Consider the following 22,785-nt stretch of genomic DNA (forward strand, 5'->3'; position numbering starts at 1 on the left):
AGATGGGTATAAGAGACAGGCGCGGCGCTGGGTCCCGCTTTCCTGGGCGGGTGCCGGTGGTGGGAGATCCGGTGCGAGCGGGGGCAGGCCAGGGAACAGGTGGGCTGTGGCGGCGGGCAGGTCGAGATACCCGTTGAGGCAGCGGGCCGGTTCGCCGTGGGCCTGTTCGGGACTGCACGGTCGGGTGGTGGCCAGTAGTGCGTCGCGGACGGCGAGCGGGTCGGGGCGCTGGCCGAGGTGGCGTTGCAGGCTGACCAGCAGCGCGGCGGTCCCGGTGATGAGGGCGACGGACACGCAGGTGCCCTTTTGGGCCTTGACGCCGCCGCCGGGGGTGGCGCCGAAGACGGCTTCGCCGAGGGTGGTGATGCCGTGCCCGGTGTAGGCGGGGCCGTGGTTGCTGAAGTAGAACATGGCGTTGTCGGCGCGGTGGGCACCGACGGCGAGCACGCCGGGCAGGATCGCCGGGGCGATGCTGTTGCGGCCGTAGTCGTTGCCGGCCGGGGCGCAGACCAGCACGCCCGCCTCGACCGCGGCGGCGATGGCGCGTTTGAGCATCGGGTCGGCGTCGTCGGAGGCGGTGTGGTGGGCCATCGTGTACTGGATGACGTGGCAGCCGGCCTGCAGGAGTTCTTCGATGGCGCGGGCGGCCGAGTGCGGGTCGAGGATGGTGTGCTCGTCGGCGGGGTGGCCGAGGGCGATGAGGCGGCAGCGGGGCGCGAGGCCGGGCAGGACGGTGCCGGGCTGGCCGGCCAGCACGCTGGCGGTGAAAGTGCCGTGTTCGGCTCCCTGGGGGTCGGGCGGGCCGGCGGGTAGCCACCACGGCTCGCGCGCCTCCAGGCGCGCGCCGGTCAGGCAGGGGTGGCTGGTGTCGGGCGGGCCGTCGATGACGCCGATGAGGATGTCGGGGTCGCCGAGGGTGTGCCGGTGCAGGGCAGCCATGCCGGGCATGGCCTGGACAGGGTAGCGGGCCGGTGGTTTGGCGGCCGCAGCTTCGGGGGCCGGGCTGGGGGCGGCCGCCCGATCCCCCGGGTGCTGGGCGATCTCGTCCGGCGCTGGTGGCGGGGCCGCGGTGTGGGGCATCGGGCGGGCGCTCCCTGGATCGTGGCCGGTTTACAGGGCGGACAGCTTGGCCTGCTCGTAGCTGGGCAGGCGGTAGGCGGCCGGGTCGCCGACGTTGGCGCCGTACATCAGCCACTCGCCCACACGCCGCAGGTGCTCGGGCGTGTGCGGGTGCAGCGCGATGGTGGTGTAGGGGTCGGTCGGCAGGTCGCGGCGGACCGGCGGCACCTGCGGCGGGAAGGACGACATGACCAGCCTCTCCTCTTGGTGGGTGGTGGTCAGGCTTCGGGCCAGGACCGGACCGGGCCGAGGGTGACCGGCAGCACGTCCTTGACGTCGATGGTGAAGCGGTAGACGCGCTTGGCCCGCTTGCTGTTGTCGGGGTCGAAGAAGCGCAGCTTGACGTCCCAGCAGTCGGAGTCGGGCCGGCCGTAGGGGCTCTTCTCGGTTTCGATGTCTTTGAGGGCCATGCCCTTGCCGAGCGCTTCGGCCAAAGTCTGGCGGGCCTGGACGGCGTTGGTGGCGGCGTAGTTGAGTGCGCGGTCGCGGCTGGTGGCGCCGAAGTTGCGCAGGTCGTAGTAGATGCGTTGGAGGAAGTCGGCCACCGCGGCGCCCAGGCGGTCCTGCTCGGGCACGTTGCCGGGCTGGTTGTGGGAGGGCACGTCGCACTCGGCCACCACCGCGTGGGCCAGGCTGGCGACGGACCAGCCATACAGGCCGCGGGTCAAATTGATCTCGATGACCGGCACGTGCTGGCCGTTGAACAGGCGTACCGTGCGGCCGGGCAGGGTGCCGGGCACCGAGATGTGGTCGACGAAGTCGACGTCGTCGTTGGCCTTCTGCTGGCGGTCCAGGAACTCCACCAGCCGCTCGTACACGCCGGGCCCGTAGCCGCCGACCGGTTCGATGGCGTAGATCGGGGTCAGGTCCAGGTTCAGGGTCCAGATCAGCGGGCGTGCTTCGGAGGGGTTGTCGCGCAGGTAGTCGACCATCTGGCGGGGGTCATAGGGGTTGGCGGGCACGCTCGTGCCGTCCATGTCCCGGCCGGGCATGAGCTGTTTGAAGGTGTCGCGGCGGGCCTCGGTGCCGAAGTCGTAGCCGAGCGAGCCGAGCACGTACACCAGCCGTCGCGCCGCGCTTTTGGCCTGGTCGGCGGAGGCCACCACACCCCTGGACTCCGCCGAGACCGCGACCGGCGGCACGACGGCGGGGACGAGCGCTTGCGCCGCGGTGCAGTCACATCCGCCGCTGCCGCCGGGATGCGAGGCATGGCAGGAGGGAGTCACCGATGCATCCACCGTTGCATCCGCCGACGTGGTCGCCGAAGAGGTCGTCACAGCAGTCACCGCTTTCGTGATGTTGAGTGTTCCGTTCAGGTACTGCGCGCACGCCGCGCCTGGCGCGCCCCGGCCGTTCGGGCCGGTGCTGGTGGCGGTGCCGGGGTCGCAAGGGTCGGCGGTGGCGCGCAGCACTTCGCCGATCGCCATCAGGTCGGGTTTGCCGCCGTGCCGCAGGTGCAGGCAGGCCAGCAGCGCGGCCACGCCGGACACGATCGGCGTGGCCAGGCTGGTGCCGCTCATCGTCGCCGTGCCGCCGCCGGGAACGGCGACCCGGATGTCCTGGCCGGGGGCCAGCAAGCCCTGGCGGCGGCTGCCGGGCCCGAAGTTGCTGCTGGCCAGCGGCCGGCCGGCCGCGTCGCAGGCGCCCACGGCCAGGACCCCGTGCAGGGCGGCGGGCACGTGATCGCACAGGCAGCCGTCGTTGCCGGTCGCGGCCACGATCAGCACGCCCGCCTCGTGGCAGCGGCGCACCGCCCGCGCCAGCACGTCCTCGGCCTCGCCGGCTTCGCTCAGCTGGCCGCCGCTGATATTGACGATGTGCGCGCCGGCGTCGGCGGCCAGCTCGATCGCGCGGGCGAGGTCCAGTTGCGAGGTACGCCGCCCTTCGGCGAACACCGGCACGCTGACCGCCCGGCAACCCGGCGCCATCCCCGGAAGCGGGCCGCCGTGCGGGCCGAACAGCACACTGGCCACCGCGGTGCCGTGCGCAGCCTTGAGGCCCGCCTCGTCTCCGCCCGGCCATACGTCGCGCAGCTGGGTCAGCTTGACGCCGGACAAGGCCGGATGGGCCTCATCGACCAGACCGTCGATGACCGCCACCGTGATGCGGTCATCGCCGGTGGTGCGTCGCCACAACGCGGCCAGTCCGGGGATGTCGGGCAACTCGCCCATGGCACTCCTGTCGCTCGAGGGGTCGCACGTCGCGTCGGCCGGCCACGGCGCCGGGGTGGGCGCCCGGCACCCGGCTTCGGGAACCGGGCAAGGCGTCGGGCGCCCACCGGTTCACCGGTTGTTACTCATCGCCGTCGTCAGCGAACGGGGAGCCCCACCAGGTACCGGACCCGGATTGGCCCACGGCCGGGGTGTCGGTTGCGGGGGCGCCGGTGATTGTGCGCTCGACCGGGGCGGTCAGGCGCGGCATGGTCTGCGACATGGTGGGGGTTCCTCTCCTGTTGACGGATCTTCCGCAGGATCCCTACCCCAGTAGCACACCTAGCGTGACTGTCTGATTACTCACAGTGATGTAACATCGGGGAGAGGCACCTCTGGCTTGCCACAGGGAATGAACTTTCCCAGTCACATGCGCCCGGCCCGCCCCGGCCAGGCCCAGCTCAGCGCCCGCCGCGCCCCGGCGTGGCCCGGCCGACTCGACAGGGTTACCTGTCACATCGAGCACGAAAGGAGAGAGCCCCCGCGCCCGTCGCCGCGTTCCCCGGCCCGCCCGCCGACCCCGCCGGGCCGGGCACCAGCGTCGCGGTCGCCGTCGACCGCTTCCTCGCCACACCTACGCCACGACCCTCACCTGGCTGGCCGCCCTGCTCGGCGACCAGCCGGTCGCCCAGCTGACGTGCGAGGACTACGCCGCCGTCATGGACCGCTGGACCGAGAGGGTGCCCGCCACCTGGAACCGGCACCTATCGGCGCTGGTCTCCTTCACCACCTGGACGCAGCGCCAGGACTTGCTGGAAACCAGTCCCGCCCGCCGCCTGACCCCGCGCACACCCGTACGCCGCGGCGACCGCGCCATCCCCGGGTCCAGCTGAGATACGGGCAAACCGGCCATGAGTCGATCTTGAGAACGTAGGGCATGCCCGCTGCGGGTCCGGGTTGATGGGGTATCCGATGCCGAATCAGGCTCGCTGCGGGGTTGGCGCGTAATCTCGGAAGTCGTCCGCCCGTAGACCGCGAGGGAGTCGGCCCTGGTTTCTGCGTTTCCGTCTCACGGACTGTATTCGGTCGGCTACAGTATCTTCCGTTCTGTGGTGATCGGGGCCGCTGGGAAGGCAATGCCTGATGGCCTCGATCAACAAGACCGCTTACCCGCGGTTCAAGCGGACGATTTCCGAGCGTGAACTGCGCGAGGCGTAATCGCCGAGCCTGGCGGAGATGGACTGGGCGCGGGAGATGACCGACAGCGATGAGAACCGGCTGTCGCTGATGGAGTGGCTGAAGTGCTGTCAGCGGGTGGGCCGGTTTCCGCGGCTGGCCGAAATCCCGGCCCAGGTGATCGAGCACGTACGGAACGAGCTGGGCCTGCCGGAGCGGATCGGCATGACGGACGTGGCCGAGCGGACCGGACGCAACCACAAGGCGCTGGTGCGGGCCCTGCTGGGGCTGGACGGCGATCAGGCCGCCGCGCGCAAGCTGGCCGAGCAGGCGATCCGGCAGGCAGCCAAGACCAAAGACCACCCGGCCGATCTGATCAACGTGGCGCTGGAGGAGCTGGCCAAGAACAGCTGCGAATTCCCGGCGTTCTCCACCCTGGATGACCTGGCCGCTCAGGTGCGCACGGAGGTCAACGGCGCCATCTTCACCCTGGCCTACCGCCGGATGGGCTTCGACGACCACGCGCGCATGCTGGCGATGCCGGAGGTGGATCCGACCACCGGCTGCAGCGGTCATGACCGGGCCAAGAAGAGCGCACCGCGGGCCACGGTGACCAAGCTGCGCCAGCAGTGGGACCATCTGGCCTGGCTGGACGGCATGGCCGGGGCCAGCGACGCCTGGCTCAAGGGGTGCCCGCTTCCAAGATCGCCCATTTCGCGGCCGAGGCGCGGGCGCTGGACGCTGTGCAAGCGGATGAACACCATGCACAACAAGGCCCGCGAGCTGCTGGAGACCATTCGCGCCGAGTAGCGTGCTGTGCCTGGCCGGCGTGCTGGTGCTGGAGCCGGCCAGCGCGGACCGCAGGCTGCTGGAGGCGCTGGAGTTCGTGCGCGCCAATGCCACCCGCACCAGCGAGCTCATCGGCGATGAGTACACGGTCGAGGAAGACGTCGTCGATGAGACGACCGGCGAGGTGTCCACGGTGATGGTACGCAAGCACGTGGATGTGTCTTTCGCGTCGGAGGCACGGTAGAAGGTGATCGCCGATAAGCGCCGCCCCGGCAAGGTGGTGCGCCGGCATTTTGAGATCTGCGTGTTCTCCTGCCTGGCGGACGAGCTGGTGCGCGGCGATGTGGCGGCGGTCGGCTCGGAGGCCTACGCCAACTGGCAGTCCCAGTTGCTCAGCTGGGAGGACTGCCAGCCGGCCCACCTCGGCGCAGTAGGTGGTCAGGTGGCAGATGCCGCGTGGTCCGGGTCAGAATCTCCAGCAGGGAGCGTTCCGGCAGTCGGCCCTTGACGGCCGTGGTGCGAATTGCCACGAAACTGCCAGTGCCGGATTGCCACGAAGTGTCAGTAGGCTGGTCAGCGCGTTGTCGGTTCACGAAGTTCATGGCGGTAGCGCGGGCTTCCTGTCGGGAGACGGTCGCCAGACGTTCGATTCATCGGGCATCCTCACACCTTTCGAAGTCGTTCGTTTACGGTAGAGGTTTTGAGACGTCCCGTTGCTGTCATTTGCGGCGAGATTTGCCATCTACTGACACGTGGTACTTATGCTCTGACATGTCGTTTCGCCACCTGATGTCAGAGAGCCGTGCCACGAATGTGTCAGCAGCGGCGTCGTTTAGGTGATCATCGATTCTCGAGAAGTCAGAGGCGTCGAGGGCGAAGCGAACGCCCCTCCAGAAAACCGATCGGCACGCGTCTTCCGGGTATCGCGGGTGAGGTCAATTGCTTTGAAGCCGCCTGCCTGTTGGACGATGCACGCGGCCAGCGCGGTCGTCTCGTCCAGGTAGCGGACCGCCCTCTTGCCGGTTGGTGTAGGTGTCCTGTCAATGGAGCGGCCGTTTGGGTTGGTGCGGGGTGACGGCTGCCAAGCGGCTCGGCTTTCGTGATCCTTGTCGTGCGTGTCCTCGTCGATGAGGTGGCTGCCTCGATGGTTGCTGTAGTAATTCATCGCTTACGGAACGTTCAAGAGAATAGTTCGGCTGCGGTCTCACAGGCCAACCGCCGTCGTTATCTTGGGTTATCAAGCGAACTGGCTGGTCAGGCGCTCGGAGGTCTGTCAGGCACGTCAGGCACGTAGCCCGGCGCTCGGGTCGGTGCCACCAGGGACAAGGTAGCTCAGCGTGAGGTCCCACTGGACAGAACGTGAGCTCTGTCAGGTCTCCCCAATCGCACCCGCCCAGGTCAGCGTCTAGAACCCCCCGAACGCCATGATTCGGCCACTGCCCGGCCCCGGTTGTCCACAGCTGTAACCGCTCCGGCAGCCACCCGCCGTCCGAGCCCTCTGACCAGCGCGGACGCTCTACTTTGCGTCTGGTGGCACCGACTCGAGCGCCGGGCCTCCCAGTGTGACTCCGCGGACAGACCTCCGAACGGCGCTGCGTCCCACTGTGTCGGCACCGTGGCGTGCGTGCCACTGCAACGGGCGGCGGAGGGAAGGGCGTGGCTACCGCGCTGCTGGTCGGGCTCGCGTGGCTACCGCGCGAGACGCTTGCCGTCGGCCACGCACGTGGCGTTCCTAGGGGCAGCTTCGCCGGTATGGCTCATTGTCGGGGATGTACTGCCGCCACTCCTCAAGAGTGAACGGCCGAGCCGCGATGTCGCAGACCGCCCGGTGAAGATCACGTGGCAGGGCGACGTTCCAGATCCGCGCCGTCCCGTCTCTGCCGGCGGTGGCGAGGCGGGTGCCGTCCGGGCTGAACGCCACCGAGTCCACCCAGCCGGTGTGACCGGTGAGGGCGCCGATCTGGCGGCGGGTGGCCGCGTCCCACAGCCGCACTGTCCCGTCCTCGCCCGCGGTGGCGAGGCGGGCGCCATCCGGGCTGAACGCCACCGAGTCCACCCAGCCGGTGAGGCCGGTGAGGACGCCGATCTGGCGGCGGTCGGCCGCGTCCCACAGCCGCACAGTCCCGTCGCCGCCGCCGCTGGCCAGGCGGGTGCCGTCCGGGCTGAACGCCACCGAACGGACCGGGCCGGTGTGGCCGCTGAGGGGGTCGCCGATCTGGTGGCCGGTGGCCGCGTCCCACAGCCGCACCTTCTTGTCGTGGCCGGCGGTGGCCAGGCGTTTGCCGTCCGGGCTGAAGGTCACCGAGTTCACCTCGTCGGTGTGGCCGGTGAGGACGCCGATCTGGTGGCGGGTGGTCGCGTCCCACAGCCGCACCTTCATGTCGTCGCCCGCGGTGGCCAGGCGTGTGCCGTCCCGGCTGAACGCCACTGAACGCACCGGGCCGGTGTGATCGGCGAGGGAATCGCCGATCTGGTGGCCGGTGGCCGTATCCCATATCCGGACGGTCTTGTCGCTTCCGGCGCTGGTCAGGCGGGTGCCGTCCGGGCTGAACGCCACCGAGTTCACCGGGCCTATGTGGCCGGTGAGGGCGTGGATCTGGTGGCCGGTGGTCGCATCCCAGAGCCGCATGGTCCCGTCGAGGCCGCCGGCGCTCACCAGGCGCTTACCGTCCGGGCTGAAGGCCGCCGAGTTCACCGGATCGGTGTCCCCGGTGAGGGAGGCGCCGATCTGGCGGCCGGTGGCCGCGTCCCACAGCCGCACCGTCATGTCGCCACCGGCGCTGGCCAGGCGGGTGCCGTCCGGGCTGAACACCACCGAGTTCACCGGGGTGGCGTCGCCGGTGAGGGGCAGGTCGGTGTGGCCGGTGAGGGAGGCGCCGATCTGGCGGCCGGTGGCCGCGTCCCACAGCCGGACCGCCCTGTCGTCGCCCGCGGTGGCCAGGCGGGTGCCGTCCGGGCTGAACACCACCGAGTTCACCGGATCGGTGCGGTCGCCGAGGACGCGGATCTGGTGGCCGCTGGCCGCGTCCCAGATCCGTACGGTCTTGTCGCTTCCGGCGGTGGCGAGGCGGGTGCCGTCCGGGCTGAACGTCACCGAGGCCACCGGATCGGTGTGGCCGCGGAGGGTGCGGATCTGGTGGCCGCTGGCCGCGTCCCAGATCCGTACGGTCTTGTCGTTGCCGGTGCTGGCGAGGCGGGTGCCGTCCGGGCTGAACGTCACCGAGGCCACCGCATTGGCGTGGCCGTGGAGGGCGTGGATCTGGTGGCCGCTGGCCGCGTCCCAGATCCGTACGGTCTTGTCGCCGCCGCCGCTGGCCAGGCGGCTGCCGTCCGGGCTGAACGCCACCGAACGTACCTCGAAGCTGCCGGTTTGGTCGTGGAGGGCACGGAGGGCGCGGAGCTGGCGGCCGGTGGCCGCGTCCCACAGCAGCACGGTCGCGTCTTCGCCGCCGCTGGCCAGGCGGCTGCCGTCCGGGCTGAACGCGACCGAACGCACCGGGCCGGTGTGGCCGCCGAGGACGCGGATCTGGCGGCGGTCGGCCGCGTCCCATATCCGTACGGTCTTGTCGCCGCCGGCGCTGGCCAGGCGGGTGCCGTCGGGGCTGAACGCCGCCGAGTTCACCTCGTCGGTGTGGCCGGTGAGGACGCCTCGTGCGGGGCGGCCGAGCAGCGCGGACATGCTCGCCCGTGCGCTCGCTCGGGCGTCGTCGGACGGGGGAGCGATCACCCATGCCGCCGCGGCCAGGCGAGCCGCCGTCACCGGGTCGTCGCCGGGCCATGATTGGCTGTCGGCGGCTATCTGGCTGGAGAGTGCCATGGTGCGTCGCCGTTCGGTGTCCTGGTTGAGGCGCACGGCGGCCACTGCGGTGATGACGGCGATGACCAGCAGTCCGGCCAGGACGGCGAACAGGGCCTGCCAGCGGCGCCGGGTGCGGGTGGCGGCGCGGGCGGCGGCGTGCAGGAAGGCGTCGGCGGGGTCGGGCAGGTCGAGGTAGCGGCCGGGGTCGGCGGCCCAGCGCTCCGCGGCGCGCTGGGCCGTCTCCAGCCGGACCCCGCGGTAGAGGAAGGACGCGTCACGGCTGGTCCGGTCCCATTCGGCGGCGTCCTGGCAGATCTCGCCGTGCAGGATGCGATCGGCTTGATCTTCGGCCAGCCAGGAGCGCAGCCGTGGCCACGCGCTCAGCAGGACGTCGTGGGCGAGTTCGACGGTGCCCGGCTCGCCCAGGGCGGGGGCGGGGGACGAAGAACCGGTCACCATCAGCCGGGCGCGAGTGAAGACCCTCACGACGTGCCGGGCCACCTCAGGCTCGGCCGGCTCGCAGCGGGCGGCCAACTCGTCCACGACCGCGCGCTGCCGCAGGACCCGCCCATCGGCGCCGGTGAGAGTCAACGCCAGGATGACCCGTTTCGCCGACTGCCGCTGCCGGTCGCTCAGGGCGCGGTAGGCGTCCTCGGCGGCATCCTCGACCGCGGAGGCGACGCCTCCCGATCGGTCGTAACCGTGCAAGGTCAGGCGTCCGTCGTGCCGATTGTCCCAGGTGCGCACCATCGCCATCGACAGCAGCGGCAACGCTCCCACCACCGAGCCGCCGCCCGCCGCCCGCGTATGGTCGATGAGGTCGCGCACCACCTGCTCGGCCAAGCCCTCCTCCACCGCCAGCCCGGCCGCCGCGGCGGGTCCGGTGATCGCCCGCTGCAACTCCTGCTCACTCATCGGGCCCAGGACGAACGTCCGCTCCTCCAGAGCCCGCGCGAGGGCCGGGTGGGCTGCGCACCGGTCGATGAAGTCGCCGCGCACCGCGACCACCACGACCCCAGCAGGCTCCCCGCCGGGCCGGTCCGGGCTCAGCGGCTCTCCGTCCACTCCGCCGGTGTCTCCCGGACCGGCCGGGGTGGCGATCGCTTCGAGCGCGGCCACGAACGCGGCCACCTCCCCGGCGTGCCCGTTCGAGGAAGAGGCGAACACTTCCTCGAACTGGTCCACGACCATGATCAGCCGTCGTGGGGCATCGCCGGACCCGCCCTGCTGATCACGGCGGATCGACTCGGCAGCCAGAACCTGCCGAGCCCGCTCCGCGGCCCGGCCGGGATCATCGCGCAACTCGCCCAGCAGGACATCCGGATCGGCCGCGCACCGCACCGCCAACTGCACGGCCAGCTCCCGCAGCGGCCGCTCTCCGGGGGTGAAGCGCACCTGCGGCCACGCCCCGCCGTTACCGGGGCCGCTGGACGCGGCGGCCAGGGCCGGCAGGAGCCCGGCGAGCAGCAGGGAGGACTTGCCCGCCCCGGACGCGCCGGTCACCACGATCAGCCCGCCCCCCTCACGCTCGGGCTGGGCGGTGACCATCGCCAGCAACCGGGCGCCGGCCCGGCCCCGCCCGTGGAACAACGCCGCCTGATCCGCGCCGAACGGCGCCAGCCCCTGGTACGGACAGCCACCCGCCCACACCGCGCCGCCGTCCGCCTCCGGCAACGACGTCAGCCGGTCGAGGCCCGTACCGAGCAGGGCCCACCACGCGGCGCGGTCGGGGAGCGCGTCGATCAGAGTGATCGGCACAAGGGTCAGGTCGGAGGCGCCCTGACGCGGCGCGTGTTCGGACACCACGCCGACCACCAGATCACCGGCCAGCACCGCGGCTCCGGACATGCCCGACCAGACCGACCCGGCCAGCGCCGTCCCGGCCGGCGGCAGCGGCGGCTGACCGGGACGGTGCGTGGTCTGCAGGGTGAGCAGGCCCGGCCCCGGCCGCTGTGAGACCGGGATCCGCCCGCTGACCTGCGCGGGATGGCGGACGGCGGCCGAGCCGTCGCCGCGCTCCAGGAACCGGGGAAACCCCACCGCGCCGCAGCCCCGTACCTCCTCCAGGCGCCGGGTGCGGTCGGCGACGCGGGCGAACCCGGCCCGCGCCAGCCGCGCGATCTCCCGAGGGATTTCCTCGCGGGCGTCGGGGGAGAGCTCGAGAATCGCCAGATCCGCACGTTCGAGGTCCCCGGCCAGGAGCACCCGGGCCGGCCAGCTCCGCTTCGGGCCATCAGGCCACGGAATGGCACGCCGGACGGTGATGCTCCCGTTGACGACGGCGTGCAGGCAGGTGAGAACATGACGGCCGTCGACCAGGAACCCCGACGCCACCTCCCACTCCGTACGGGCCCCCGTACCGCGGCCGACCACGACCTCGGCGATGACCTCGACGAACCGGTCCTGGATCGCCACGCCGGCTAACCCGGCAGGTGGGACGAGCGGCGGGAGACCTTCACCGGATTGCCGTCACGGTCGACGGGCGGCTCCAGCACGACGGTCACCTTCTGCACCCGTTCATGCTCGATCTTGCCGACCGCGCCGGCCTCCAGCACCCACACCTTGACCTTGCCGCTGCCTTCGCCGGTCTTCTTCACCCCGACCTGCAACTCCACCGTCACGTTCCCGACGGGAAACTGGATGTCCGCATCGGCGCCGGCGGCCACCGCCTCCCGCAGCTCCTGGCGGATCTGCTCGATCGCCTCCGATAACCCGAGCTCAGCCACGCAACCTCCAACAGCACCGAGGATGGATCAGGCAACCGATCGTAGGCCAGCGGCAACCCCGGCGGGCGCGGCGATCTCCTCCCACGGACCTTCCCGCCCGCGACCAGGGCGACCGGCGTACGCAGACACCCGGTCCGGGGGACGTCACGGGGTGAGGACGACCTTGATGGATCCGGAGGCCCGGTCACCGGCGACGCGGAACGCCTCCGCGGCCTCGTCGAGGGGGAAGCGGTGGGTGATCACCGTCTGCGCGATCGCGGGGTTGCCGGCGAGCAGCGCCGCGGCCTGTTCGGTGTCGCGGATGCCGTCGTGCCGGCCGTAGGCGATGGAGTGGACGTAGGTGAGTTCCTTGACCAGGCTGACGATGCCCGGAACGGGAGCGGTGTGCTGGTACACGCCCAGCAGCACGACGCGACCGCCGGGACGGGCCAGCTCGGCACACCGGACGAGACCAGTCTCGCTGCCCGCGGCGTCAATGACGACGTCGTAGACGCCTTCCGCCGAGCCGAGTCCGAGACGTTCCGCGGCCGTCCTCTGGTGCTTGTGGCGTACCTCGATGTCGACGTCGTAGCCGCACTGCCGGGCCGCGGCCGCCGCCAGCAGTCCGATGCTGCCGCCGCCGACGACCGCCACCCGCTCCCCGGGCGTGAGCGCCGCCCTGCGAACGCCGTGCCAGGCCACCGACGCCGGCTCCATGAGGCAGGCGTCGCGTACGTCCAGGCCGGCCGGAAGCGGGACGAGCATGTTCTCGGGGACCGTCACGGCATCGCACATGCCTCCGTCGCGGAAGATGCCGAGCGTTCCGTGCTCCGGGGCGACGCACCGCTGGACATGGCCGGCGCGGCATTGGCCGCACTCTCCGCAGTGCACCGTGGGCTCGACGGCGTAGCACCGGCCGTCGGCGGCGGTGCCGGCGAACTCGTGACCATAGGTGTAGCCCTGGACGCCGCCGGCCGCGAAGTTCACATCGGTCCCGCAGATGCCCGTCGAGGCGATGGTGAGGCGTACCCCGGGGGCTTCTGGTTCGTCGATCTCGGTCACGAGGATGCCCCGGTCCGTGTTGCGCACTGCGCGCATGGTGTTCCCCTTCGACCCGCCGTTATGCGAACGCCGTTAGCTTATGTTAAGCGATCGATGTTCGCCTAGCGCCTATCCTTGTCCCGTGCACGAACCGACGACAGGCGCGGCCGGCGAGCCGTCGCCAGAGGACCCGCGGAAGAACCGGCCGGCGGAACCGAAACCAGGCACTGCGGCCTGGTGGCTCGCCCGGGAGAACGAACCCGCGCGGCGGCGGAGGCGCAGGTCGCTGACCCTCGACGCCGTTCTCGACACGGCCATGGCCCTGCTCGACACGCGCGGGGTGGCCGCGCTGACGATGCGCAACATCGCCGAGGGGCTCGGCTGCACGCAGGCGTCCCTCTACCGCCACGTACGCAACCGCGAGGAACTGGTGACGCTGCTGATCGACCGGGCGATCAGCGTGGCGAGCTCGGCTCCGCCCGACGACGCGGACTGGGTCGGGAAGGCGGCGTGGTCCGCACGCCTGTTCCGCGACCACCTGCTCCGGCACCCCGGCGTGGCGTCGCTCCTTCGCGGGACCGAGCGGCTCGGCCCCAACTCGCTGGCCGGGGTGCAGTACTCCCTCGACCTGTTCATCGGCGCCGGCCTCAGCCCCCGGCTCGCGTACGCCGCCGCATCGTCGCTGGCCACCTTCGTCATCGGCTCGGTGCACTTCAACCTCGGCCTGGACGCCTCGGATCCCGAAGAGAGCCGTCACCGGCGCCTGCTCTACCGCTCCCGGGACCCGGCCGCCTTCCCCCTGATCGTCCAGCACGCCGACACCCTCGCGGAGGTCAGCGGCGACGACGAGTTCGAAATCGGCCTCAACGCCCTGCTGACCGGCTTCCGCGCCCTGATCCAGAGCCCGGACAACACCCGCGATCAGGATGCGGATCGAGGCGAAGCTTGTTCTCGATCGTGATCCGCGGCGAACCGGCCGGACACGGCCCGAGCCGGTCAGCCACGTGTGAGGGCTTGGGAGTTGGGGGTGCCGGTAAGAAACGTGTCACGAGCCCCAAACGAGCGTTGCTGCTGGGGCAACGACCACCTGGACCTGCACTTCCGCCGGTCAGTGATGCCAAGACCCCCGAATACCGAAGGGCCCGCCCGGCGCGCGGCGGACAGCTGATCAACGATGAGACCCTGGCCACCCTCACACCGCCCTACAGCAGCTTGACCGTCGAGGAGGGCGTTCACCTGCTTCTCGATCCCGCCCATCCAGTTCGCTACGGCAATCACTCCTGCGAGCCGAACCTCTGGCACCGCGACGCAACCACCGTGATCGCACGCACGACATCAACCCCGGCGATGAACTGACCATCGACTACGCCACCCACACCGGCGTTTCAACATGGTCGATGGCCTGCCACTGCGGCAAGCCCCGATGCCGCCATACCGTGACCGGCAACGACTGGCAACTGCCCCAGCTCCAGTCCGCCTACGGCACTCACTGGAGCCCGCCACTACTTGAACGCATCAAAGCCGCCACCGGACACAGGCATTCCGACAGTTGGAATACCTGACGTCGCCAGAGCGCGTCGGTGAAGACCGGCGCCGCCAGGCCGTCGACCGGGTGGCCACGCTGCAGTTCGACCGGCACGGCAACCGCGTCTGGCGTCAGGCCAAGGCGCTGCTGGACACCGAGCACGCCCGGCGCGCCGTCGGCGAGGTCGTGGTGCCCTTCGGCGTCTGCGGCGAGCCGTCCAACGTCAAGGCTGGCGGGCACGCCTGCCCGTTCCGGTTCCGCTGCGTGGGCTGCGATCACTTCCGCACCGACGTGTCCTACCTGCCCGACCTGCAGTCCTACCTGGACGATCTGCTGCGCAACCGCGAACGGCTGCTGGCCGCAGCCGACGTCGATGAGCTACGACGTGGCTTCCGCCCTGAACATGGCACTCACCTGCAAAAAATAGCCTCTGGGCAACGTGAGGGCGCCTCTCAAGGTGCCCATACAAAGGATCTTGCTGACACTTCGTGGCACTCCCACTGACACCAAGTTGCATAACCCCAGGACAACTTCGTGGCAACCCGCACGTGGCAACCCGCACAATCCGCACCTGCTCCCAGAGCACTGCTCCATTGATCGTAACTTGCGGGAATCTTGCCTTCTCGCAAGTTATCGGCCCTGGGCAGAGCGCAACGGATCTTGTTTTCTGATTTGTAATTTCTAGAAAATAGAAAATGGTAGGCTGTGCTGGTGGCTGAAGAGACCGGCGTGGTGACGCCTTGTAAGCACTGTGGGGCGGCGATCGAGCAGCGGCGGGGGAGAGGGCGGCCCAAGGCGTACTGCCCAGAGAAGGACTGCCAGGCGGCGGCCAAGCGGGAGCGGGAGTTGCGGCGGGCCACGCCTGGGCTGGAGGGGGCGCTGGCCAGGGCCGAGCAGCTCTACGACCGGATGGAGAGTGGGCTGACCGCGGCCATCGAGCCGCTGGCCAGGGCGCTGGCCGATGAGCTGAGCCCGGCCGGGGTCGAGGCGAAGCTGAGCGCGGTGCAGGCTGAGGCGCACACGCGCGTCGCTATCGCGCGTACTGAGCGCGAGCAGGCGTTCGAGCAGGTACGGCTGGCACGAGAGGCCGCGGAGCATGCCCGTAGGCAGACGTCCGAGATGCGGGACCGGCTCGAAGAAGCCGAGAACGAGCGGGAGACCGCGCTGAGCGATGCCGAGCAGGCCAGGGAGCAGGCGCTGGCCGCCTTGCGCGAGGCGGCCAGCACCGAACGGCAGGCGCTGCAGACGGCCGACGAAGCGCAGCGGCGCGCGAACCTGGCCGAGCGGCGGGCCAAGGAGGCGGCCCGGCAGGTCGAGTTGACGGAGCAGGCCAGGGATCAGGCGGTTCAGGAGCTGGCCGAGCGGGTGGAGCAGGCCGACGGGCGGGCTGCCGAGGCGCGGGCGCAGGCCGTACAGGCTGAGGGTGAGGCCGAGCGGGCACGGGAGGAAAGGGATCGGGCCCGCGATGAGACGGCGGCGGCTGTGGCAGCCCGTGAGCAGGCCGAACGTGAGGTGGTCGGAGCCAAAGCGCGGGAGGAGGCGGCGGGGCAGGAGCGGGAGCGCGCCGTTGCCCGGGCCGTCGCGGCGGAACGGGCCGTGGCCGCGGCCGAGCAAGATCGGGCGGTGGCGCTCAAGGACGCCGCGCAGGCAGCGGCCGAGGTGGAGCGACTGGCCGGGAAGGTGGTCGAGGTCGAGTCGGAGGCTGCCGCGGCGGTCGCGCGGGAGCGTAAGGCGGTCTCGCGGGAGAAGGCGCGCGCCGACGCGGCGGCAAAGGAGCGTGACGGGGCGCTGGCGGAGCTGCGGCTGGAACGGGTGCGGCTGGCGGATGTACGGGCTGAGCTGGAGGCGGCTCGGGCGGAAGCGGCCCAGCTGAGGGAACGAGCGGTTGCGGCGGAGTTGCGTCAGGCGTAGCGGGGCTGATGATGGGGCCGGCGGTCGGGTGACCGTCGCCTGGGCAATGTACGGGGCGGATGGGCGGTTGGTCAGCGGCTGTGAGCCGGTCTTGAGAGGGGCGATGGCGGCGGCCGTCCTCCATGATCCCTGCCGGCGATAGGGCTTGGATGCGGGGCGGTGCTTCGCTGGGGAGGAGGCCGTGGCGTTGAGGAATGGGGGTACAGCCATCAGTCGCGGCGCCTGGTCTCCGACAGGGCCAGACCCCAGGATCGGGGAGCGCTCTGTGGGCTCGCCGGCCGGCTCATGCCCTCCTAACACCTTGACGGAGATGCCGCGCTTGAACTGGTCGTTGGGGACGATCAGGAGGTTGTGGCTGAGCCGATCGATTGGCCTCCTCGACGGTCGGCATGGCGTTGTCGCGGATGTGGGGCAGCGCCTCCAGCAGCGCGGGCCGGTCGTCGGCGGCGAGTTTGCCGCCGACGACCGGCCCCGAACACCTTCAGGCGGATCGGGGCAGAGGGGCGTCGTGCTGGCGCTGGGTGTGGGTCTGGTTGCCGGTACCGACTCCGACCAGGCGATGAACAGCGCCACCGTGATACGGACGCGCGGATGCCTCCTCGCCGGCTGACCCCGGGCCAGGGCGCCACGGCTGATGCTGCGCTCCAGCCTTCCGATGGAGGTCAGTCGCTACTGGCCGTTCCGATTACTCAGACGGGCTTGCCGAACCAGCGGGAGAGGTGGTCGTCCAGGTCCTGCTGATCGTCGCCGATCCAGGCGACATGGCCGTCAGGGCGTAGCAGGACGCACGGAGCATCCAGCGCCGCAGTGGGATCCGCGAGGTGATCGACCCGGTCTGACCAGCCGCCGACGGTCAGGCGTTCGGTGCGGTCCAGCAGCAGGCCGCGGCCGCGATGCAGCAGATCGTAGAGGTGGCCCTGTTTCACGTCGATGTCGCGCAGGCGGCGGCCGAGCAGGTCGGGGCCTGCGCCGAAGTCGTAGCGGATGCCGATCGCGGTGATCTTCTCGATCAGGCGGCGGTTCACCTCGTCGAAGTCCATCAGCTCGGTGAGCAGCCTGCGCACGGCCTGCGGGCCCGGTTCGGTGGACGACAGCTCCATCTGGGCGCGGGTGTTGTCCAGCACGTCCTCGGCGACCGGATGGCGTTCGGTCTGGTAGGTGTCCAGCAGGGTTTCCGGTGCCCAGCCGCGGATCTGCGCGGCCAGTTTCCAGCCGAGGTTGACCGCGTCCTGAACGCCCAGGTTGAGGCCCTGTCCGCCGATGGGCGGATGGATGTGCGCCGCGTCGCCGGCCAGCAGCACCCGCCCGACCCGATAACGTTCGGCCAGCCGGGTGGCATCTCCGAAGCGGGACAACCAGCGCGGGGAGTGCACGCCGAAGTCGGTTCCGGCGATGGTGCGCAACTGTTGTTTGAAATCTTCGAGAGTGGGCGGTTCCGTGCGGTCGCTCACTCCCGCGGCGGGGACGACGACGCTGTAGACCCCCTCGCCGAAGGGCCGGAGCCAGAATCGCTGATGGGTCCTGCTGATCTCGGCTGCCTTGGCGGCGATCTCCTCCTGCGGCACGCCCATTTTCATCTCGCCCATCAGCGTGTCGTTCCGTGAGGGCTCGCCGGGGAAGCCGACGCCGAGGAGCTTGCGCACCGTGCTGCGCGCGCCGTCGCAGCCGACGAGATAGCGCGAACGCAGCTGTTCGCCGTCGGACAGCTCGACGGTCACGCCCTCGTCGTCCTGCTCGAAACCGGCCACCGCACAACCGTGCCGGACGTGCGCGCCCAGCCCGATCGCATGTTCTTCGAGCAGGTGAACGATGACCGGCTGCGGCATGCCCAGCAGATAGGCGTGCGCGGAATCCAGATCCTTGGGCGCGGGTTTGTGAATGGCGGCGAAGAAACCGCCGGCCGGACGCTGCCTTCCATGCTGGAGAAGGCGATCCAGCAGCCCGCGCATCGCCATCAGCTCGAGACTGCGGATATGCAGGCTGACGATGCGGACGAACGACACGGGCTCGGTTTCCTTCTCCAGAACGAGTACCCGCACGTCGTGCAGCCGCAGCTCGGCGGCCAGCATCGCGCCGGTCGGCCCGCAGCCGGCGATGATCACGTCGTATGGGACGGGCGCGCGATCGGCGCCGGAGGCCGGCGACGGGAGAGCTCCGGGGGCGCCGCCCGCCGTGGCGTCGCGCTCGGCCCCGTCGTTCGACGGCGGCTCGGCGGTGACCTGCTGAGAGTGCATAGGTGGTGCCTTTCGGGAGTGCCTTGTTGTCGAGGCGCTCCCGGCGACACCTACGTCAATCGCCCGGCCGTGACGGTAAGGGGGAGCACCCACATCGATACAGCGTTCATGGGGCTCACCTCCTCGGGTGGTGTCACGGTCACCTGCAAGCTACAAGCCCGGGCAGCACACCGTCCAATCCTTTTCCCGCCACGTGATCACGGCTCCGCACGAGGCGCGGGCGATTGCCGGGGGCGACGGATGGCTACAGTTCGGATCGGTCTTCTTCGCGGTCAAACAGGTCAAGCTCGGCCCGAGCACCGGACGCGCTCCTCCAGCCAGGCGACGACGGAACTGACGAAACCGTCGACGTGCGACAGGGGTTTGCCGTCGAACACCGCATGCAGGTGCCCGACCCCGACCGCGTCGTTCCAGGCCCAGGCGCGCCGGCAGGTCTCCTCGTCGGTGGCGCGGAGGACGTCCCAGCCGTGCCAGGTCGCGACGAGTGCCGCGTCGATCGCCGGGTCGGACAGGATCGCCATGTCCCAGTCGAGGACCCCGGCCAGCTTGCCGTCCTCGCCGAAGTGGACGTTGCCGCCGCCGAGGTCGCCGTGGACGAGCCTGGCCGGGACCTCCTCGAGCGCCAGCAGCGCATCCAGCCGCTGCCGGGCTCCGGCACGCCACTTCGCCGGCAGGCGCGGAATGACCTCCTCGTTGAGGAGGTCGGCCCATCCCAGGCCATCGGCATACCGGCGCGGCGTGTGGAGAGCGGCCTCGAGCCCCGGCGAGATCTCGACCTCGCGCAGGGCCTCCAAGAGCAGACCGAACGCCTCCGGGTCCCCGATGCCTTCCGGTAACCCCTCGCCGTCGATCCACGAAGTCGCGACGGCCGCGCGTTCCCCGAACGTGGCCACCGCAGTCAGCGGCTCCGGCACGGCGAAAGGCAGGCCGGCCGCCGCAACGGCCCGAAGGATCTCGACCCGGCGCGGCAACTTGGCGGCGGCGCTGGGGCGCTTGCTGATACGCACGGCGGCGACGCCGGGGAACAGCACGACGTGGTGCATGTTCCCGTGCTCGGCGAGGCGTGCGGAGTCGAGAGGGGCATCGGGGACAAGTGCTTCAGCGATCTCCAGGAGGTCGGCGGGCACTGGTCGGGGCATCCCGCCATTCTGGCAGCTTCAGGAGTTCGCGCAGCCCGGCGGTGCGCAGGCTGGCGCGCGCCGCCTGAGTCCTGACGCCGGGGGAGAAGACGGTCAGGTGGTCTCGGCGTCGACGGCGTCCGCGAACGCGCGCATGGAGGTGAAGGTCCAGTCGGGGGTGACCTCGGCGGACGGCTCCGGCGTCGCGCCCCCGCCCGGGTTGCCGTGGCGGCGGTTGATCCACACGGTCGGCAGGCCCGCGGCCTTGGCCGGCACATGGTCGTGGAACAGGCTCTGCGCCACGTGCAGCAGCCTGCCCTCGGCCACCCCGAGCCGCCCGGCCTCGCGCGCCAGCGCCTCGAAGTTGCGGGGAGACGGCTTGTACGAGCCGACGTCCTCAGCGGTGAGGATGCTGGTGAAGGTGACGCCGAGGCGCTTGTTCGAGCCGGCGAAGGAGGCCCGGTCCACGTTGGACAAGATGATCAGCTGGTACCGGCGCGCGAGCCGTTCGAGAGCCTGCGCCGAGTCGGGGAATGCCGGCCAGTCAGGCACGGAGACCGCCAGCCGTTCGGCCTCGTCGTCGCTGACGGGCACGCCGAGCTGCGCGCCCATGCCCCGCATCGCCCGCGCCAGGATCCGCGGGTAGAGGTCGGCGGGGTGCTCGATCTCGGCCTGCGCCTCGTGTGTCGAGTACGCCGTCAGCAGCTGCTCGTCCGTCATCCGGAGATCGTGCGCGCCGGCCCAGGTGCGCAGCACGGCCGCGAGGCCGGTCTCCCAGTCGATGAGGGTGCCGTAGCAGTCGAAGCTGAGGGCGTCGAAGTCGCTGAAGTTCACCGTGCACGCTCCTGGATGGGGCCGGGGAAGAACCGTTCCAGACCGGCCTGCGTCCTCTGCGGTGAACGACCGGCCCGCGCCGCCCGTGCGCCACCGCCATCTGTACGGCCGAGCCACGCCGGACTCCTGCCGGCGACGGCGTCCGCCACCGTGACCGCTCGAATCGGCATGGTCAACTGTATAACAGTCAGTCAGACATGATCACGCTGAGCCGGTCCCGCAGCGCCGCGTACACCTCTGCCGGGAGCGGGCCCTTCTGAGCGGCTGCGGCATTGGCCCGTACGTGCGCGGCCCGGGTCGAGCCGACGATCACCGAGTGCAGATCCCGGTGGCTGAGGATGAACCGCAGCAGCAGCTCCATCTTCGAAGCGCCGTCCGCCAGCTCGTCCAGGCGGGCGGCGGCGAGCCGGGCGTGACGGTCGGCGAGCGGCCGCCGGATCGGCTCCGGCAGCACCTCGGGCGGAGCCACGAGCGGGCGGGCGACCGAGCCGCGGGCGATCGTCCCCGCGCCGGCCGCCGCGGCGGCGGTGACGAGCTCCTCGTGGGAGCGGTCGAGCGCCGAGTAGGGGAGGAGGAAAACGTCGAACACCCCCATCGCGATCTGCTCCGGAAGGTGGGGGAGATCCCCTGACATCCCGGTGAAGCGGATCGCGCCCTCGTCCCGGAGTGCCAGCATCTCGGCGATGGTGTCCTCGGCCCGCAGCACGCCGGCGCTCGGGCTCATGTGCACCATCAGGATGTCGAGGTGGTCGGTACGCATCCGGCGCAGGCTCTGCTCGACGCACGCGCGCACGTTCGCCCTGGTGTGGACGTGCGGCGGAAGCGTCCGAGGGTCGCCGTCCGCGGCGAGCGGGCAGCCGCACTTGCTGGAGAGGATGAACTCGTCGCGCCGGTGGGAGATCCAGCGGCCGATGTGCTCCTCGGCGTCGCCGTAGTCCGGCGAGGTGTCGATGAGGTTCACTCCCGAGTCGAGGACCGTGTTCAGCACGGTACGGGCCTCGTCGTCGGTGACCGGCCGGCCCCACGCGCGCGGCCCGCGCAGCTCCATCGCTCCGTAGCCGAGGCGGGTCGCCTGCAGTCCGGTCCTTCCGAGTGTCGCGGTCGGCAGCGTCACGTCATCGTCCCTTTCCGGGTCTGGGCGGTCTGGGTGCTTCTTGCGCGGCCGTATTCGGCCAGGGCGTGGAAGGCGGCCTTGGGCTCCCACGGCAGCCCCGGATATGCCGTCCCGGTGCGGCCGGGCTCCAGGATCTTGACGATGCCGAAGCTGGCGGTGTCGAAATCCCGCTCGGGCTCGGCGGAGGTCGGCAGGTCCCGCCGGGCGAAGGTGTTGACGAACGCCGTGTCCGTCCCCTCCTCGTGGTAGATGCCGAGAAGCTCGCGTACGTATCCGGCTTGTTCTTCTTCGTCCCGTACGACGGCCGTGGTCAGGCGGGCGGGGCGGGCGCGTTCGTCCCATTCGACGATGGAGTCGCCGCGCCCGCCCAGGGCGGCGGCTCCACGGTGGGTGGTGCAGCCGAACTCGGTGACGGCGAACGGCTTGCCCTGCGCGATCTGGGCGCGAAGGCCCGCACGCCATCCGGGCGCGGTGGCCGCGTCACGGTATCCGGCGTCGGTGGCGATCAGGTCGAACGGAGCCCAGTCCACGCCTTCGAAGGGCAGGGAGGCGTAGCTGATCGGGCCGCCGAACCGTTCGCGCGCCGCGGCCACGGCTCGGGTGAGGAAGTCGTTGACGCGGGCGCGCAGCTCGGGGAGCACGGCGCGGACCCGCGCGGGCTCGGCCAGCAGGCCGAGCCGCTCCTCCAGGCTGTCTCCCGGCAGGAACCCGCTGGTGAACAGGCTGATCTCGGAGCCGGTGAGCAGGACGACGCGGGCCCCTTCGCGGCGCAGGCGCTCGGCCCGTCCGGCGCTGTCGACGATGAACGCCATCAGCTCGTCCTGGGTGAGCCCGTTGGTGAAGGGCGAGTACCAGACCTCCAGCCCTGCGGCGGCGGCGTGGCGGGCGGCGGTCTCAAGGCGGTCCTGGTCGCCTCCGGTGACGCGTACCGCGCCGCAGTGCAGTTCGCCGCGGATGATCCGCATCTCGCGGCGGACGACCTCCGGGTCGAAGGGCTCGTGAGTGGTGGTTCCGGCAGATGGGAAGCCGGTGTCGTAGGTGACACCGTGAGCACGCATGAAGGTCCTCTGTGTGGGGGTTCGTGACCTGGGCTGGGCGAGACGTCCGCCGGCCCAGGTCCGCGGCGTACAGGTGGAAGACGGGCTAGAAGTCCATGTCGCCGCCGCCCGGCATGGCCGGAGCGGCAGGGTTCTTCTCGGGCTTCTCGGCGATGACGGCCTCGGTGGTGAGGAAGAGCGCCGCGATGGAGGCGGCGTTCTGCAGCGCGGAG

21 protein-coding genes are annotated in these 22,785 nt (G+C 70.8%); 9 read left to right on the forward strand and 12 right to left on the reverse strand.

Features of this window, described 5'->3' with window-relative positions; translation table 11 throughout:
- From ETD85_RS42990 to ETD85_RS43000, 3 genes are all read right to left on the reverse strand, one after another.
- Positions 1-1,080, reverse strand: a 1,080-nt coding sequence (locus ETD85_RS42990) for a S8 family serine peptidase (protein ID WP_170247146.1), incomplete at its 3' end; no start/stop codon positions are given.
- Positions 1,081-1,110: 30 nt separating this feature from the next.
- Complete coding sequence (locus ETD85_RS42995; RefSeq protein ID WP_138695603.1) at positions 1,111-1,308, reverse strand: cyanobactin biosynthesis system PatB/AcyB/McaB family protein; 198 nt, start codon at positions 1,306-1,308, stop codon at positions 1,111-1,113.
- 29 nt (positions 1,309-1,337) lie between these two features.
- Positions 1,338-3,290: a PatA/PatG family cyanobactin maturation protease gene (locus ETD85_RS43000; RefSeq protein ID WP_138695604.1), complete on the reverse strand. Its 1,953-nt coding sequence runs from the start codon at positions 3,288-3,290 to the stop codon at positions 1,338-1,340.
- A 698-nt stretch (positions 3,291-3,988) separates the two neighbouring features.
- Here ETD85_RS43000 and ETD85_RS63680 point away from each other — a divergent pair.
- The 4 genes from ETD85_RS63680 (at position 3,989) to ETD85_RS43015 (ending at position 5,742) form a co-directional block, all read left to right on the forward strand.
- A complete protein-coding gene (locus ETD85_RS63680) occupies positions 3,989-4,162 on the forward strand; it encodes a hypothetical protein (protein ID WP_170247147.1) in 174 nt (57 codons plus the stop codon).
- A 334-nt stretch (positions 4,163-4,496) separates the two neighbouring features.
- Positions 4,497-5,255, forward strand: a complete 759-nt coding sequence (locus ETD85_RS43005; protein WP_338087230.1) for a DUF4158 domain-containing protein — start codon at positions 4,497-4,499, stop codon at positions 5,253-5,255.
- Positions 5,256-5,274: 19 nt separating this feature from the next.
- On the forward strand, positions 5,275-5,478 hold the full coding sequence (locus ETD85_RS43010) for a hypothetical protein (protein WP_138695606.1): 204 nt from the start codon (positions 5,275-5,277) through the stop codon (positions 5,476-5,478).
- Positions 5,479-5,481: 3 nt separating this feature from the next.
- The gene (locus ETD85_RS43015; RefSeq protein ID WP_138695607.1) at positions 5,482-5,742 is read left to right on the forward strand and encodes a hypothetical protein; all 261 of its coding nucleotides are present in this window, start codon (positions 5,482-5,484) and stop codon (positions 5,740-5,742) included.
- A 324-nt stretch (positions 5,743-6,066) separates the two neighbouring features.
- Here the strand turns inward: ETD85_RS43015 and ETD85_RS43020 are convergent, their stop codons facing one another.
- The 4 genes from ETD85_RS43020 to ETD85_RS43035 all read right to left on the reverse strand — a co-directional run bounded on the left by ETD85_RS43020 (position 6,067) and on the right by ETD85_RS43035 (position 12,836).
- Positions 6,067-6,399: a hypothetical protein gene (locus ETD85_RS43020; RefSeq protein ID WP_138695608.1), complete on the reverse strand. Its 333-nt coding sequence runs from the start codon at positions 6,397-6,399 to the stop codon at positions 6,067-6,069.
- Positions 6,400-6,966: 567 nt separating this feature from the next.
- The gene (locus ETD85_RS43025; RefSeq protein ID WP_138695609.1) at positions 6,967-11,448 is read right to left on the reverse strand and encodes an nSTAND1 domain-containing NTPase; all 4,482 of its coding nucleotides are present in this window, start codon (positions 11,446-11,448) and stop codon (positions 6,967-6,969) included.
- 5 nt (positions 11,449-11,453) lie between these two features.
- The gene (locus tag ETD85_RS43030; RefSeq protein ID WP_138695610.1) at positions 11,454-11,759 is read right to left on the reverse strand and encodes a trypco2 family protein; all 306 of its coding nucleotides are present in this window, start codon (positions 11,757-11,759) and stop codon (positions 11,454-11,456) included.
- A gap of 144 nt (positions 11,760-11,903) precedes the next feature.
- Complete coding sequence (locus ETD85_RS43035) at positions 11,904-12,836, reverse strand: zinc-dependent alcohol dehydrogenase (RefSeq protein ID WP_138695611.1); 933 nt, start codon at positions 12,834-12,836, stop codon at positions 11,904-11,906.
- Between the two features lie 85 nt (positions 12,837-12,921).
- Between ETD85_RS43035 and ETD85_RS43040 the strand changes: the two genes are divergently transcribed.
- The 5 genes from ETD85_RS43040 to ETD85_RS43060 all read left to right on the forward strand — a co-directional run bounded on the left by ETD85_RS43040 (position 12,922) and on the right by ETD85_RS43060 (position 16,825).
- The gene (locus tag ETD85_RS43040) at positions 12,922-13,740 is read left to right on the forward strand and encodes a TetR/AcrR family transcriptional regulator (protein ID WP_206059233.1); all 819 of its coding nucleotides are present in this window, start codon (positions 12,922-12,924) and stop codon (positions 13,738-13,740) included.
- 104 nt (positions 13,741-13,844) lie between these two features.
- A complete protein-coding gene (locus ETD85_RS43045) occupies positions 13,845-14,135 on the forward strand; it encodes an SET domain-containing protein (protein WP_138695612.1) in 291 nt (96 codons plus the stop codon).
- Between the two features lie 193 nt (positions 14,136-14,328).
- Positions 14,329-14,808 (forward strand): hypothetical protein, encoded by a 480-nt coding sequence (locus tag ETD85_RS43050; RefSeq protein WP_206059234.1) that lies wholly within the window; start codon positions 14,329-14,331, stop codon positions 14,806-14,808.
- A 207-nt stretch (positions 14,809-15,015) separates the two neighbouring features.
- On the forward strand, positions 15,016-16,215 hold the full coding sequence (locus ETD85_RS63685; RefSeq protein WP_170247148.1) for a coiled-coil domain-containing protein: 1,200 nt from the start codon (positions 15,016-15,018) through the stop codon (positions 16,213-16,215).
- A gap of 310 nt (positions 16,216-16,525) precedes the next feature.
- Positions 16,526-16,825, forward strand: coding sequence for a hypothetical protein (locus ETD85_RS43060; RefSeq protein WP_138695613.1), 300 nt, complete (start codon positions 16,526-16,528; stop codon positions 16,823-16,825).
- A gap of 79 nt (positions 16,826-16,904) precedes the next feature.
- Here the strand turns inward: ETD85_RS43060 and rox are convergent, their stop codons facing one another.
- The 5 genes from rox to ETD85_RS43085 all read right to left on the reverse strand — a co-directional run bounded on the left by rox (position 16,905) and on the right by ETD85_RS43085 (position 22,573).
- Positions 16,905-18,449 (reverse strand): rifampin monooxygenase, encoded by a 1,545-nt coding sequence (rox, locus tag ETD85_RS43065; RefSeq protein ID WP_138695614.1) that lies wholly within the window; start codon positions 18,447-18,449, stop codon positions 16,905-16,907.
- A 281-nt stretch (positions 18,450-18,730) separates the two neighbouring features.
- Positions 18,731-19,576 carry an aminoglycoside phosphotransferase family protein gene (locus tag ETD85_RS43070; protein ID WP_240779805.1) on the reverse strand — a complete coding sequence of 282 codons (846 nt, stop codon included), beginning with the start codon at positions 19,574-19,576 and terminating at the stop codon, positions 18,731-18,733.
- A gap of 105 nt (positions 19,577-19,681) precedes the next feature.
- On the reverse strand, positions 19,682-20,401 hold the full coding sequence (locus ETD85_RS43075; protein ID WP_138695616.1) for a haloacid dehalogenase type II: 720 nt from the start codon (positions 20,399-20,401) through the stop codon (positions 19,682-19,684).
- A 187-nt stretch (positions 20,402-20,588) separates the two neighbouring features.
- Positions 20,589-21,515: an aldo/keto reductase gene (locus tag ETD85_RS43080; protein WP_138695617.1), complete on the reverse strand. Its 927-nt coding sequence runs from the start codon at positions 21,513-21,515 to the stop codon at positions 20,589-20,591.
- Positions 21,512-22,573: a hypothetical protein gene (locus tag ETD85_RS43085; RefSeq protein WP_138695618.1), complete on the reverse strand. Its 1,062-nt coding sequence runs from the start codon at positions 22,571-22,573 to the stop codon at positions 21,512-21,514. The genes ETD85_RS43080 and ETD85_RS43085 overlap by 4 nt, the downstream gene beginning before the upstream one ends.
- Between the last annotated feature and the right edge of the window lie 212 nt (positions 22,574-22,785).

It is taken from the genome of Nonomuraea zeae (assembly GCF_005889725.1).
Lineage (GTDB): Bacteria > Actinomycetota > Actinomycetes > Streptosporangiales > Streptosporangiaceae > Nonomuraea > Nonomuraea zeae.